This is a genomic window from Vibrio pomeroyi, from assembly GCF_024347595.1.
GTDB lineage: Bacteria > Pseudomonadota > Gammaproteobacteria > Enterobacterales > Vibrionaceae > Vibrio > Vibrio pomeroyi.
In genome coordinates, this window is sequence record NZ_AP025506.1 from 1,447,015 (window position 1) to 1,459,302 (window position 12,288).

8 protein-coding genes are annotated in these 12,288 nt (G+C 46.5%); 6 read left to right on the forward strand and 2 right to left on the reverse strand.

Annotated features, from left to right (window positions below; genetic code table 11):
* Nucleotides 1-4: 4 nt before the first annotated feature.
* Together hrpA and OCV12_RS06440 are read left to right on the forward strand one after the other, a co-directional pair.
* The gene (hrpA, locus tag OCV12_RS06435) at nt 5-4,078 is read left to right on the forward strand and encodes an ATP-dependent RNA helicase HrpA (protein ID WP_261885656.1); all 4,074 of its coding nucleotides are present in this window, start codon (nt 5-7) and stop codon (nt 4,076-4,078) included.
* Nucleotides 4,079-4,220: 142 nt separating this feature from the next.
* A complete protein-coding gene (locus OCV12_RS06440; protein WP_176681482.1) occupies nt 4,221-4,715 on the forward strand; it encodes an outer membrane beta-barrel protein in 495 nt (164 codons plus the stop codon).
* A gap of 152 nt (nt 4,716-4,867) precedes the next feature.
* Here OCV12_RS06440 and OCV12_RS06445 read toward each other — a convergent pair whose 3' ends face one another.
* Both OCV12_RS06445 and OCV12_RS06450 read right to left on the reverse strand, forming a co-directional pair.
* On the reverse strand, nt 4,868-5,650 hold the full coding sequence (locus OCV12_RS06445; RefSeq protein WP_261885932.1) for a hypothetical protein: 783 nt from the start codon (nt 5,648-5,650) through the stop codon (nt 4,868-4,870).
* The gene (locus OCV12_RS06450; RefSeq protein WP_261885657.1) at nt 5,571-6,356 is read right to left on the reverse strand and encodes a hypothetical protein; all 786 of its coding nucleotides are present in this window, start codon (nt 6,354-6,356) and stop codon (nt 5,571-5,573) included. The genes OCV12_RS06445 and OCV12_RS06450 overlap by 80 nt, the downstream gene beginning before the upstream one ends.
* A 454-nt stretch (nt 6,357-6,810) precedes the next feature.
* On the opposite strand from OCV12_RS06450, the gene OCV12_RS06455 reads away from it, so the two are divergent.
* The 4 genes from OCV12_RS06455 to OCV12_RS06470 all read left to right on the forward strand — a co-directional run bounded on the left by OCV12_RS06455 (nt 6,811) and on the right by OCV12_RS06470 (nt 12,271).
* Nucleotides 6,811-7,596 (forward strand): TetR/AcrR family transcriptional regulator, encoded by a 786-nt coding sequence (locus tag OCV12_RS06455; RefSeq protein ID WP_239848687.1) that lies wholly within the window; start codon nt 6,811-6,813, stop codon nt 7,594-7,596.
* A gap of 170 nt (nt 7,597-7,766) precedes the next feature.
* Nucleotides 7,767-10,217, forward strand: a complete 2,451-nt coding sequence (locus tag OCV12_RS06460; protein ID WP_261885658.1) for an efflux RND transporter permease subunit — start codon at nt 7,767-7,769, stop codon at nt 10,215-10,217.
* 44 nt (nt 10,218-10,261) lie between these two features.
* Nucleotides 10,262-11,053, forward strand: a complete 792-nt coding sequence (locus OCV12_RS06465; RefSeq protein ID WP_261885659.1) for an outer membrane lipoprotein-sorting protein — start codon at nt 10,262-10,264, stop codon at nt 11,051-11,053.
* Between the two features lie 9 nt (nt 11,054-11,062).
* Nucleotides 11,063-12,271, forward strand: coding sequence for a hypothetical protein (locus OCV12_RS06470; protein WP_261885660.1), 1,209 nt, complete (start codon nt 11,063-11,065; stop codon nt 12,269-12,271).
* The last annotated feature ends 17 nt before the right edge of the window (nt 12,272-12,288 follow it).

The following is a 12,288-nucleotide window of genomic DNA, read 5'->3' on the forward strand; positions in this document are numbered from 1 at the left end:
CGCTGTGACTTCGTCTCCGGAAAAAGCAGATCCAAATAAGCATACTGCGAACAAGCAGAACCATGACGCGAATTCAAACGCGACATCTGACTCCTCTGCTAATCAAGCTAAGCAAAACCCAAAACAAAACCCAAAATCAAAGCAGCAAGCTCCCAAGACTAGCGCATCTCAAAATAGCCCAGCCTCTCTTCGTAAGGCCTTAAATGAGTGCATGATGCGCGACCGCTTCCGTTTAAGTAAGCGAATCTCTGGTGCAAGCCGCATTAAGAACGAACAATCTAAGCATGCTGTTTTCGATGAAATCGCATTAGATATTGCCAAGTCGATGATGACGGCAACCCAGCGTGCTGCGCAAAAACCAACGATTGAATACCCTGAAATTCTCCCTGTTAGCCAAAAACGCGACGACATCGCAAAAGCCATTGCTGAAAACCAAGTGGTTATCGTAGCGGGTGAAACAGGCTCTGGCAAAACTACTCAGCTACCAAAAATCTGTTCTGAGCTTGGCCGTGGCCGCTTTGGCCTAATTGGTCACACTCAGCCACGTCGTCTTGCTGCACGTTCGGTTGCGAACCGTATTGCTGAAGAGATGGAAACACAGCTGGGTGAGTTTGTTGGTTATAAGGTTCGATTCAACGACCAAATTTCTGACAACACACAAATCAAATTGATGACCGACGGTATTCTGCTGGCGGAGATTCAACACGACCGTTTCTTAAACCAGTACGACACCATCATCATCGATGAAGCGCACGAACGTAGCCTGAACATCGATTTCATTATGGGTTACTTGAAAGAGTTGCTACCAAAGCGTCCTGATCTGAAAGTGATCATCACGTCGGCAACCATCGACCCAGAACGTTTCTCTAAGCACTTCAATAATGCACCAATCATCGAAGTGTCCGGCCGTACTTACCCAGTAGATACGCGTTACCGCCCATTAGGTGGTGATGAAAGTGATTCAGACCGTGACCAAATCGAAGGCATCTTCGAAGCGGTTGATGAGCTGTGTGATGAAGGCCTTGGCGATATCTTGATCTTCATGAACGGTGAACGAGAAATTCGTGATACCGCGGATGCACTGAGTAAACGTAACCTGCGTGATACTGAAATTGTTCCGCTTTACGCTCGTCTTTCGGCGGGTGAACAGAACCGAATCTTCCAGTCTCATACTGGCCGACGCATCGTTCTGGCAACCAACGTAGCAGAAACCTCGTTAACCGTTCCTGGCATCAAGTATGTTATCGACCCGGGTACGGCGCGTATTAGCCGTTACAGCTACCGCACCAAAGTACAACGCCTACCGATTGAGCCTGTGTCTCAGGCGAGCGCAAACCAGCGTAAAGGTCGTTGTGGTCGTGTTGCGGAAGGTATCTGTATTCGTCTGTACTCTGAGGAAGATTTCGAGTCACGCCCAGAGTTTACTGATCCAGAGATTCTTCGCACTAACCTAGCGTCTGTAATCCTTCAGATGACAGCGCTTGGCTTAGGCGATATTCAAGCATTCCCATTTGTTGAAGCGCCAGATAAACGCAATATTCAAGATGGTGTAAGGCTGCTTGAAGAGCTTGGTGCGATCGCGACCGTTGAACCGTCTGCGAACAAAAATAAGAATCAAGGCGACGATAAGAAGAAGCTCACGGCGATTGGTCGTAAGCTAGCGAAGTTGCCTATCGATCCGCGTCTAGCACGTATGGTCATCGAAGCGCCACGCAACCGCTGTCTACATGAAGTGATGGTTATTGCGTCTGCACTGTCGATTCAAGACCCGCGAGAGCGCCCATCAGACAAGCAACAATCGTCTGATGATAAGCACAAGCGCTTCTTCGATAAAGAGTCTGATTTCATCACGTTTGTGAACCTATGGGATTACATCAAGCAGCAGCAAAAAGCGCTGTCGAGTAACCAATTCCGCAAACAGTGTAAGCAAGATTACCTCAACTATTTACGTATTCGTGAATGGCAAGATGTGTACTTCCAAATTCACCAAGCGATGCGTGAATTGGATACCAAACTGAACACTGAACCGGGTAGCTACGATGGCATTCACATATCGCTACTGTCGGGTTTGCTTTCGCACATCGGTATGAAAGACCAAGAGAAGAATGAATATCAAGGTGCCCGTAATGCGCGCTTCCATATCTTCCCTGCGTCTGGCCTATTTAAGAAACAGCCTAAGTGGATCATGTCTGCTGAACTGGTGGAAACCTCAAAACTTTGGGGTCGTGTTATCGCCAAGATTCAACCGGAATGGATTGAACCGCTAGCGAAACACCTGATTAAACGCAGCTACAGCGAACCACATTGGTCGAAGAAGCAAGCGGCGGTAATGGCACACGAAAAAGTGATGCTTTACGGGATCCCAATTGTCCCTAAACGTCTTGTGAACTACGGAGCGATTGACCCAACTGTCAGCCGTGAGTTGTTCGTACGCAGCGCGTTGGTAGAAGGCGAGTGGGAAACCAAGCACACCTTCTTCAAGCAAAACCGCAAGCTACTGCAAGAAGTGGAAGAGCTTGAGCATAAGTCTCGTCGTCGTGACATCTTGATCGATGATGATGAGCTATTCGATTTCTATGACCAGCGTGTGGGTGAAGAAGCGGTTTCAGGCCGTCACTTCGATACATGGTGGAAGAAGACTAGCCAGAAAACACCAGAGCTACTTAACTTTGAAAAGTCGATGCTGTTCAGAGGTGATGCAAGCCACGTTACTGATTTGGATTACCCTAACTTCTGGCACCAGAATGGTATTAAGCTGAAGCTGAGCTACCAATTTGAACCGGGCGACGACAACGATGGTGTAACGGTACACATTCCGCTACCTATCTTGAACCAAATCGACCAGAACGGTTTTGATTGGCAGATCCCAGGCTTACGTCAGGAATTGGTGATTAGCTTAATTAAGTCGTTACCTAAAACGCTACGCCGTAACTTTGTGCCTGCGCCAAACTACGCTGATGCGTTCTTGGCTCGTGTTACACCGTTAGAAGCGCCGCTGTTGGATTCTCTTGAGAAAGAGCTACGCCGCATGACAGGTGTGGAAGTAGTACGTGATGACTGGAAGTTAGACCAGATTCCAGAGCACTTAAAGGTAACATTCCGTGCCGTGGATCATCGCAAGCGTAAGCTAAAAGAACAGAAAGACCTGCATGAACTGAAAGAGAGCCTGAAAGACAAGGTTCAAGAAACGCTTTCTAAAGTTGCAGACGATGATATCGAACAGCAGAACCTGCATACGTGGAGCTTTGGTGAGTTACCAAAAGTCTACCAACAGAAGCGCGGTGGCTACGATGTTAAAGCTTTCCCAGCGCTGGTGGATACCAAAGACAGCGTAGAGATCAAACTGTTCGAAACTGAGCAAGAGCAGATCTCGGCAATGAAATCGGGTCAGCGTCGTTTGATCTTGTTGAACGTACCATCGCCGATCAAATACCTGCACTCGAATTTGCCGAACAAATCGAAACTTGGCTTGTACTTCAACCCATACGGACAGGTACTCGATCTTATCGATGACTGTATCGCTTGTGGTATTGATAAGCTGATTGAAGAGAAGGGCGGTTTGGTTTGGGAACCAGAGCAGTTTGAAGCACTGAAAGAACACGTGCGTGCAGAGCTGGGTGACACCGTGGTTGAGATTGCTCAACAGGTTGAAACCATCTTAACCACGGCATTCAGCATCAGTAAGAAGCTGAAAGGGCGTGTTGACCTTTCTATGGCATTCGCACTTTCTGACATAAAAGCTCAAGTAGAAGGTTTGATTTTTAAGGGTTTTGCCACAGAATGTGGATGGAAACGCTTGCCAGATATTCTACGCTATATGAAGGCGATAGAACGTCGTATGGAGAAGCTGCCTATTGACCCGAACAAAGATCGTTTACACATGATCAAAGTTGAGTCAGTAATGAATGATTACAAAGAGCTGCTGAATAAGATTCCAAAAGGGATCGCGGTTCCAGAAAACGTAAAAGAGGTGCGTTGGATGATAGAAGAGCTTCGTGTAAGCTTCTTCGCACAGCAGCTCGGTACGCCTTATCCTGTGTCAGATAAGCGTGTTAAAAACGCGATTGATGCTTGCTAAAGGAATATAGTTAGACGCAACGGCAAGGTTCAGGTATAAATCTTGCTTGTTGCATGAGTAATTGAATAGTTATTACATACAAGGCGACTTGGTGGCAATTTATTACCACTCAAGGCCTGCCACTAGGACGAAAAGGTCGAATATGAAAAAAACGTTATTGGCACTAGCACTGCTAGGTGCATCTTCAACAGCTATGGCTGATTCTTGGTTGTACGGCGGCGTAATGGGTGGTCAAAACTCATTCGGTAGCGAAGAAGAAACGGCGATGGGTATCCACGTGGGTACAGGCATCCTGCCATTAATCGGTGTTGAAGCGGGTTACTGGGATCTAGGTTCTTTCGATAGCATTAAATACGGCAATCGTGACCTAACTAACATGGATGCAAGCACTGCTTACCTAGCAATCAAACCAAGCATCGACTTTGGTCCTCTACATGTATACGCGAAGGGTGGTCTTCACTCATATGAGCTTAAAGCTGATAACTTTAAGCAAGACGATGTAGACGTAATGTTTGCAGTTGGCGCAGAATACTTCATCTTTGGTCCACTATCTGTAGGCGCTAGCTACCAAAACTTCAAAATGAAAGATGACGACTCAGGCGTTTTCTCTCTAAACGCAACTATCCACCTACTGTAATCAATCAGTAAGGCGATCGTAAATAACGGTCGATTAGTAGCTAAAGAGTTCGTAAGAATTCATAAAAAATGCCAGCTTAAGAGCTGGCATTTTTGTATCTGTTAACCGTGTTGTCGTTGCTCTGTTTTCTTATAACAGATAGCGTTAAGCGGTTACTTTTTACTGTTCAGAATCTGTTGGATGCGCGGGTTCAGTGCTTTACCATGTTGGCTTTCGTACTCTTCGCGTTTCAAGTCGTTCAAGTTCTTCACTGAGTTAGCGGCAAGAAGGAATTGCGGCAATTCCGTTTCTAACATGCCTTTCTCGTCTAAACGTTTTGCTTCCAAGTAGTACTTCTTGAATAGGCCATCAAGCTTGTTTTCCGCAGTGCGCTTCAAATCGTACAGCTTGTTTTGAATCAGCCATTTTTCAATCTTGTTCACGGCAGTGCGAGACAACACTCGAATACGGCTGTCTAGCAGCTCTTCTTCCGTTAAAGAATCCTTTAGGATCCAAAGCTCACCCATTTGTGGCGGCCAGCTGTTGCCAAGCTGAATACGCTCATGACAGTGCATTAGCACGCGGTTAAGGCCATCAGAATCAACAGAGTTAGCAAACTCAATGAACTTACCACTTGGCTCACTACCGTATTGGTATTCCCACTGTGTTTCGTACACGCTCAAGAAAGAGCCGAACACGTGAATACACCAGTCTGTTAGCTCAAGTTCTGCTGGATCTTGATCAACAACAGGCACTTGCTGAGACGCACCACTGCTAGCAGCGTTTGGTGTCGCTACTTCAGTGTTCTGCGATTCAATAACGTCAGGTACTACGGGATCTTTAGGCAGCACTTCCGGAACAACAGGTGAAGCTGGCTCAGAAGGTTGGCTTTTTGCCTTTTTGAATGAGCTGCTGCCTGAAGCGTTCAGATGGGCTAAGCTTTTGTCGATACCCATTTCCTTGAGCTTGTCCTGCATTTCCTGAATATTGAGAGGTCTTCTGCTGTTGTTGTCTTTCATTTTGCTTCTCGTTAACTAACCAGTACTGCAACTTAGATTCGATGCGAGAGATTGGCATGAGTTCATTGGCTTTGGCTTTATACCAGAGGACAAATTTTTTCCATATTAAGCTATGGTCACCAGCAAGGCCGGAGAATTTAAACGCACGTTCCGCCCAAGTTGGAATGATCTCTTCATCCAAATCATGAGTTGAAACGGTGTTGCTGGTCATTGAGCCTCGGCTTTGCGGGCGAGGGGCTTGCTGCATGTTTTGCATCGGTGCCGGAGCTGGCTGAAACTTAGGTGCAGGTGCAGGTGCAGGTGCAGGTGCAGGTGCCGTAGAGTAGACCGGAATACTATTGGTCGGTTGAGCTTCAACCTGAACCGCAGCTTGCTGTTGCTCAATGAGCATTTTGAAAACGTGGATCTCTTTCTGATCTCGATAATCTACTTTCACCTTATCGAGAAAACCTTGGTCGACTAAACACTTAAGACAGTCGGCTAAACCAAACGTAGAGAGAGCACAAAGTTGACTTGCTGATTGTAGGCACACATTGGTGTAGCCGAATTCGTCAGCACCGTCTGCAAGCATCAATAAAACAAGCTTTTCTGCTGGGCTAGAAGTATTCACTTGCCAAGCTAAATAAGAATATTTGGCGCTCAATATCGTGTTCTCAAAAAAGGTAGGTCGTTGACTCTATTGTAAGTCACCGCTTACTGAATTTATAGCAACTTAACAGAAAACGACATTAGTGAGACAAATATTAACCATAAGGAGAGGTCTGACCCAGAAAGGCAGCATGACTCGCCAATTTTTTCGTAGCATGTTCACACAGTCATCACTTTTCAAATACTCCTACTTTCCCGTTTTTATTGAGCAGTCATCACTGCTATGACTATTGATAATCCTCCCACCCATTCACAGAATGCATTTAATTTATAAAACACCTTGATATGATCAATATTTACGCTATTATGACGATAAGTCAGAAATGACGAAGCGTCACAAAATGGTTAACTACATGAATTTACTATTCGTGTTAATATATTGGATAGGAGTGTTTTAAATACTGGCGAAGCTTAGATGATAGCTAAGCTAAAATACGGACTGAGAAATTATGTTTGGCTTTGGTTGTAAAGGCGATAAACAAGGTATCTTTGGTTGCAAAGGCGTGTTGTCTAAAAAGCAGCAGTCTATCGCAGACCGAGAAGTAGAGTTGATGTTGTTAGCAAAAGATCTGGTTCGAGAACAAGGGTTCGGAAACCTCACGATGGATAAGCTAACGGCCGCGAGCTCTTATTCAAAAGGTACAATATACAATCACTTTTGCAGCAAAGAAGACGTGGTTTTAGCCTTGTGCATTCACTCTTTAAAGGCCGAAGCATTAATGTTTGCTCGTTCTGGAGAGTTTGAAGGCAACACGCGCGAAATGGTGGTTGCATTACACGTTGCTTACCGAATCTATGTTCGCATGGAGCCGGTGTTATCAACGTGTGCGATCATGGCAAAAAGCCCGTGGGTACTAGAGAAAGCGTCTAGTGCACGCGTAGCCGAGATGAATGAACTGGAAGAATTGGTGATTGAACAAGCCGATTTAATGGTTAACCGAGCAGTTGATGCCGGCGACCTAAAGTTCCCTTCTGGTATGGGCTCAGATGCCATCGTGTTTGCTAACTGGTCAATCGCATTTGGTTCAAATGCCTTGTCACAGAACGCATCAAACAGTCATTGTATTAAGCGGTTACAAGACCCGTATTCAGTATTATACAACGCGAACATGCTACTAGATGGCCTCAACTGGCAACCCCTTTCTACCGATTGGGATTACCGTAAAACTTGGCGTCGTGTAGAGCAAGAACTGTTCAGTGAAGAGATCGCTTACTTAGAATCGGTAGGTCGATAGCTTCCATTAAGCCCACTCATGTGGGTTTATTAATAACCATTTGTGACGATTCGTCATAAACTTAAGTTTAGCCCAGTGCTGTTTGGGTTTTCTTGAGTGTATGACTAAGCATTGTGTTTTTGTCAGCTTCGGCTGACTTTTTATGACACAACTATGACGAATCGTCACAAATGGAGACTGTGATGGAACATGACAGCCAGAAGCCTGCTTTCGATCACCAAAATCGAGATAATCGTAACGTCGAAAACGCTGATCTAAATAACAGTTGGCACTCAATACCTACCAAGCGTTCGTTTATCGTTCTGCTGGTGGCTTTTTCAATCATCATGCTCTCTGCATTAGGGGCCAAGAACCTCTACTTTAGAGGGGACTACAACATCTTCTTCGAAGGCACCAACAAACAGTTGATGGCATTCGACGAAATCGAAACCACCTTTGCAAAAACCGACAACCTTGCGATTGTCGTTGCGCCTGAAGATGGCAATGTCTTCACCCCAGAAACCCTCACCTTAATTCAAAACCTCACGGTCGATGCGTGGCAAATCCCATACTCAAGCCGTGTGGATTCCCTTGCCAATTATCAGCACACCGAAGCCATTGAAGACGACCTCTTGGTGGAAGACCTGCTGTATGAAGAATACGAGCACACGCCAGAGCGCATCGCCAAAGTAAAAAAGATCGCCCTAAACGAACCTCTGCTTAAGAACGCGTTGGTGTCGTCTTCTGGCGATGTGACGATTGTGAACGTGACCGTGCAATTGCCAGAAGTGGATAAAACCGCGGAAGTGCAAGAAGTGATCGCAGCAATCAACACCATGATCGCCAAGTATCAAGCCGATTACCCGAATGTCGAATTCCATAAAGCGGGCATCATTGCCATGAACAACGCCTTTATGATGTCGGCTCAAGAAGACAGCTCAACGTTGGTGCCATTAATGCTATTGGTGGTGTTGGTGTTCCTAACCTTTATGCTGCGCTCGTTCTTTAGTGTGGTCGCCACGTTGGTTGTAATTATCTCTTCGATTGTTGCCACCATGGGATTGTCTGGTTGGGCAGGGATGTTCCTCAGTACTCCAACGGTTAACGTTCCAACCTTAGTGCTAACGCTGGCTGTTGCCGATTGTGTTCACGTGATTGTGACCATGAGACAAGCGATGCAACGTGGCATGGAGAAAGCACAAGCCATTCAATACAGCATCAAGTTGAACGCGATGCCAATTTTGATTACCTCGGTGACTACTGCGATTGGCTTCTTAATGATGAACATGTCGGACTCTCCGGTATTACGAGACTTCGGTAACTTGTCAGCATTGGGTGTGATCATCGCGTGTATCCTCTCTGTGACTATGCTTCCTGCGCTGTTAAAACTGCTGCCAGTTAAGCGCTTGCCTGCGAGTTCTTCGGCGGCAGGTAAAGTGACCTTTATGGATAAACTGGGTGACTTTGTGGTAACCAACCGTAAAGCACTGTTGCCTGTTTCTACTCTTGTGATTGTCGGCGCTGCCGCGTTAATTCCACTCAACAAAGTGAACGATGAATCGGTGAAGTATTTCGATACTTCGAGTGAATTCAGACAAGCGGCGGACTTCATGGAAGAGACCGTAAGCGGCATGACGACACTGAGCATTGCAGTGAAAACCAACGAGTCTCAAGCAATCGCTGATCCTGTGTTCTTGCAAGCGATTGGCGACTTTACTGAATGGCTACGCGTTCAACCAGAAACTGACCATGTGGCAACGCTTTCAGATGTTTACATGCGTTTGAATAAGAACATGCACGGCGATGATGACAGCTACTACCAATTGCCGCTTAACCGTGAACTTGCCGCGCAATATCTGCTGCTTTATGAGATGTCTCTGCCGTACGGCTTGGATTTGAACAACCAGATCAACGTCGATAAGTCATCGATCAAAATGGTACTTACTGTCGACAACCTTGGCAGCGTTGAGCTAGTGGAACTCGAAGAGCGCATTTACTCATGGTTTGCAGCCAATGCACCTCAGTATGAAGTAGTCGCGTCGAGCCCATCACTCATGTTTGCTCACATTGGCGAAACCAACATGGCAAGCATGCTCTCGACTCTGCCTATCACCTTAGTGCTTATCTCTGGCTTGATGATCTTTGCGTTGCGTTCAGTTCGCTTAGGCATGATCAGCCTAGTGCCAAACATTGCGCCTGCAATTATTGGCTTTGGTTTATGGGCGCTTATCTCCGGTGAAATCAACCTTGGTTTGTCAGTGGTGGTTACGCTCACTCTGGGTATCGTGGTTGATGATGCGGTGCACTTCTTAAGCAAATACCAGCGCGCACGATTAGAAGGTAAATCAGCGGAAGAAGCGGTTCGATATGCCTTCCACACCGTTGGCCGCGCATTGTGGATCACCACAGTCGTGCTTGTGGCTGGCTTTTCTGTACTGGCGATGTCGAGCTTCAGACTCAATTCAGACATGGGTTTACTCAGCGCGATAGTGATTTTCATTGCGCTGGTGGTCGACTTCATCTTGTTACCGAGCTTACTGATGATCTTCGACAAACAGACTCACTACGAACCAAAGTCATCCGCTAAAGCTCAATCCAACCCGTCTAACCCAGCAGCCGAACTGTCTACTTCGACTAAATAAGGAATCGTCAGCCTGCTGCGGTGGGCTGACTCAAGGAGAAATTTATGAAAAGCGTTAAACAATCATTCGTTACTACATTATTCACACTGAGCACACTCGCGGCTTTCCCTGTGTTAGCCGATCCAGCGAAAGGCTTAGAAATTGCAGAACAACGTAAAGCCGTTGATGTCGGGTGGGGCGATTCTGTCGCGACCATGGAAATGCTACTTCGCAACAAACAGGGCGAAAGCAGTACGCGACTAATGCGATTGAAATCATTAGAAGTCGATGACGATGGCGACAAAGGTTTAACCATTTTTGATGAGCCGCGTGACGTAAAAGGCACGGCTTTCTTAAACCATTCACACATCACTAAATCGGATGACCAATGGTTGTATCTGCCTGCATTGAAGCGTGTAAAGCGCATCTCTTCACGTAACAAATCGGGCCCGTTTATGGGCAGTGAATTTGCTTATGAAGACTTAAGCTCGTTCGAGCTAGAAAAGTACACCTTCAACTACATTGAAGACGCGAAACTGGAAGGCGTAGACACCTTTGTTTTAGAGCAAGTGCCGACCGACAAAAACTCTGGTTACACCATGCAAAAAGTATGGCTAGACCAACAATACTACCGCCCAATTCAGGTTGAGTTTTACGATCGCAAAGGCGCACTGTTGAAGACTCTATCGTTCCAAGATTACAAACAATATCTGAACCAATACTGGCGCGCTCACACCATGGCGATGCAAAACCATCAAACAGGCAAGAGCACCGTATTAACCACAACAGATTTGGCGTTCCAGACCGGTCTTAAAGACAAGGACTTCCAAAAAAACACGCTTAAACGTGCTAAGTAAGGCAAGAATATGAAAAGGATTGTGGCAACAGGAACCCAGTTATCCTTAACCTTGGCAGCGACAGTCGGGCTTATGCAGGTCTCGCTGCCATGTGTGGCGGCCGGCTTTAGTCCGGATCTCTCAGGGCAGGTTAACATTGAACATAGGCAGTTCTTTAGTGACGGTTTACAAGGGCAGGATAAAGGACAAAGCTCACTGGTGTTACAGCCAGAGTTTTACTGGGAACAAGAAGAGGGCAATGGCAGCTTTACCTTCACCCCGTTTTATCGCCTAGACAGCGAGGATGATGAGCGAACTCATGGAGACATTCGAGAAGCCTTATACCTAACCTATTGGGATGATTACGAACTGCGAGCCGGTGTTGGCAAAGTGTTTTGGGGCGTGACTGAATCGGCGCATCTGGTCGATGTGGTAAACCAAACCGATGCCATTGAATCGGTCGATGGTGAATCCAAGTTGGGTCAGCCTATGGTTCATTTCACCTCGATAAAAGACTGGGGAACCATAGACGCCATGTTACTGCCGTATTTTCGTGAACGTACCTTTGCGGGCGAAGACGGACGATTAAGGCCAACGGTACCCGTTTCGGATGATGCGCTTTACGAATCTTCGCGAGAAGAAAAGCATGTGGATGTAGCGCTACGCTATAGCCAAATGTACGGCGATTGGGATGTCGGTTTAAGCTATTTAGGCGGCACAAACCGCGACCCTTATTACCGTGTGCAAGGCAACCAGCTCAAGCCATACTATGCACAAATGCAGCATTTCGGATTGGATGTGCAGGGCATTATTGGCGACTGGTTATGGAAGCTGGAAAGCATTTATCGCGATAGCTACGACAACCATACAGGCGTAGCAACAGGCTTTGAATACACCTGGGTTGGGGCGCTTGAATCGTACTGGGACATTGGCTTCATCGCTGAATACTTGTATGACAGCCGGGGTAATAACGCCCAAACCATCGGCCAAAACGATGTGTTCCTTGGGGCACGTTTCGCCTTGAACGATGAAGACGGCACCGAAGTTCTTACAGGCATCACCCAAGACTTGGACAACAGCGATGTCTACAGTGCAAAGCTCGAAGCATCGAGTCGCATCAATAACAACCTCAAGTGGCGACTCAACGCTTGGTTGTTTGAGAACGAAACTCCAGAAGACTTGTTGTTCTTTGCTCGCAAGGATGATTTTGTTGAGGTGGCGTTGGAATATTATTTCTAATGTTGGTTTGGTGGGGC

Excerpts from the sequence above, each read along its gene's own strand:
- OCV12_RS06465 (WP_261885659.1), top strand. The coding sequence starts at position 10,262 with ATGAAAAGCGTTAAACAATCATTCGTTACTACATTATTCACACTGAGC.
- OCV12_RS06440 (WP_176681482.1), top strand. The coding sequence starts at position 4,221 with ATGAAAAAAACGTTATTGGCACTAGCACTGCTAGGTGCATCTTCAACA.
- OCV12_RS06445 (WP_261885932.1), bottom strand. The coding sequence starts at position 5,650 with ATGGGTATCGACAAAAGCTTAGCCCATCTGAACGCTTCAGGCAGCAGC.
- OCV12_RS06460 (WP_261885658.1), top strand. The coding sequence starts at position 7,767 with ATGGAGACTGTGATGGAACATGACAGCCAGAAGCCTGCTTTCGATCAC.
- OCV12_RS06455 (WP_239848687.1), top strand. The coding sequence starts at position 6,811 with ATGTTTGGCTTTGGTTGTAAAGGCGATAAACAAGGTATCTTTGGTTGC.
- OCV12_RS06470 (WP_261885660.1), top strand. The coding sequence starts at position 11,063 with ATGAAAAGGATTGTGGCAACAGGAACCCAGTTATCCTTAACCTTGGCA.